Annotated in this window: 1 protein-coding gene; it reads right to left on the bottom strand. The window is 57.6% G+C overall.

Annotation, left to right across the window (positions count from 1 at the left end):
• Positions 1-2,409: S8 family serine peptidase (locus tag KJ653_04625; protein ID MBU0685116.1), on the bottom strand; the 2,409-nt coding region annotated here is incomplete at both ends.

Below are 2,409 nucleotides of genomic sequence, written 5' to 3'. Positions count from 1 at the left end.
TCACGTTGTTGCATATCTGCGGGACAGGGGAGTATTCTATACTAGCCGTGTAGGTCCCTGCCACTGAGAGCTGGATGATTCGCATGGCATCAGGCCTGGAGAGGTGCTCCGCAATCTGATACACGCCTGAGAGCTGTCCATTACGGTACAAGGTCATGGACGGGAGGGCCATACCTCCAACCTTGGCACCGGACTGGTCCTTGATCATAGGCTCATACATGACCATTGAATCGGCGGTGTTGGCAGTAAGAATCGCTGGGTAGAACGGCCCAGCACCGACCCTTTGTGTTGCTGAAACTCCATCGATGGATGTCAGGAAGTTGCGGTCGGGCAGATACACTTCAGAGGCCAGGTTCGCCCTGACCAGATGTGAGTAGTCCGGAGTGTAGTACTCCCTTTCCAGGAACCCCTGGAAGAGGTCGCCTGGGAAGTAGACCTCGGTGAAGACCCCCTGGACTATCGTCCTCCGGGTCATGCCTGAGAAGAACGAGTTTAGAGAGGTGTCTGTGTCCCTCCGGATGTAGAAGGTGGCGTCCCCTCCGATCGACCTGTGATTTCCCCAATCGCCCCATATGTCCTCCAGCTGTCCTGGAATGTCATATTTCGTATCGTAAGCGGAGTATTGGCCAGGCACGAGACCTAGGTGAGTGGAAGTCGAGGAATCGATCCCATGGAACTCCCACGCGAGCAGATACTGGAGGTCTGCGCTAGATTCCTGATAGAACTCGTTCGAGTTTGAATCAGCATACTCATACCAGTGCTGCCAGTTGCGTTGCATAAAGTCCCACATCGCAGCCGTGTAGGAGAAGCCAGATATCGCGATCCCGACAGTGATGTCGGTGTCGGAGATGTACACGGTCTTCGATGTCGGGAGAGTGAATATGTCGCTGCCCTTGATCGAGTAGTCGGACCCGACAAGGTGGAAGGAGATGTTGTTCTCTCCAACATGCCTTCCGTAGACCCGGTAGTCCTTCACGAAGATCGGGAGCCCGTCGTCAGTCGCAAGGTCGATGGTGAAGGCATGTGCAGCAGACATGTTCAGGTACAGGTCCTTAGTCTCGAGCCTGCCCAGGCTGAACTTCGCGGAGAGCGCGTAGGGGTCGGAGAACTCGTAAAGGAGCTGATGACCGAATGAGTGAGCCGAGTAGTCTCCAGATGGCAATAGGAAACTTGCAGGAGGAGCTGGCTTGTCGACGCTGCCTCGGACTCCAACAGACACAGAAACGGTCGGATCCTGGTACACCCAGACTCCGCCGTACGGGTCGGATACCTCTCTCCCGGCAAGATCGATGACGTGTACGTTCAGCCGAGACAGGACCGCGAATCCGAACGGCATGCGCGCCTGCACTGAGCCACCGGACACCGTGACCTGGCCGTCATAGTAGCCCTCAGGCATGTCCGAGGACGGGGACAGAACGCTCAGGGCGACAGAGACGGACCCTCCAGACTGCGCCCAGCCCGATGTCGGGCTAACGATCGAAGTATTCGTCCAGACGGCAGAAACACTCTTTCCGTCCGCGCTCAGACCAAAGCAATCTCTGGAGCTGAGGCTCAGCGACACGCTGGAACCAAGGTTGGTCACGGTCACGCTTCTGGATGCACTTCCAGCAAGGCCATAGGATACCATTGACGTGCTGAAGAATAGGCTCGAGTCTAGGGCGGTCGGAATCCACAGTCCACCAGCACCAGCGCTCCAGACAGATTCGTTCAGCTCAGCCGCACCGGAGATGAGCGCCGACTTGACCTGCGCAGGTGTCCAAGTGGGATGCATCTGAAGTAGCAGCGCAGCCCCACCGCTCACATGTGGAGTGGCCATCGAAGTTCCGCTCATGACTGCGTAACCCGTCGATGAGCTGTGAGCTGCATTTGAGAAAGGCACCGTGGAGTTTATGTTGGCTCCAGGGGCGGAGATCTCTGGCTTGATCGTAAGGTCAGGAGATGTTCCTCTCGAGCTGAAAGATGCGAGGGCGCCATTGTTGTCAACCGCGCCAACGGTGATCGCATCGGGCGCCAACCCAGGTGATGATACAGTACCTATGGAAGGCCCATCGTTGCCAGCGGCGACGACGACCACTACTCCAGCGCTCACCGCGTTCTCGACGGCCTGGCAGACCGGGTCATCACTCTGACCCTTGCCGCCCAGGCTCATGCTTATCACGTCGGCATGGTCGGACGTGTCCCCGTCCTGGTTAGGGTCGATGGCCCTGTCTATCGCGACGATGACATCGCTCATGCTTCCCGAGCCGTCTGGGCCGAGAGCCTTGTACGCAAGTATAGAGGCTCCTGGCGCGACACCGGTCATGCCGCCGCTTCCAGCGATGACGCCCGCGACATGAGTCCCATGGCCGTTGTCATCCATGGGGTCGGAGTCGTGATTGTAGAAATCGTAACCGTCTATCACCTTGTACC

The organism is Candidatus Thermoplasmatota archaeon, from assembly GCA_018814355.1.
In the GTDB taxonomy this organism is placed as follows: domain Archaea; phylum Thermoplasmatota; class Thermoplasmata; order UBA10834; family UBA10834; genus COMBO-56-21.
This window is presented reverse-complemented; position numbering and strand designations above follow the sequence as displayed.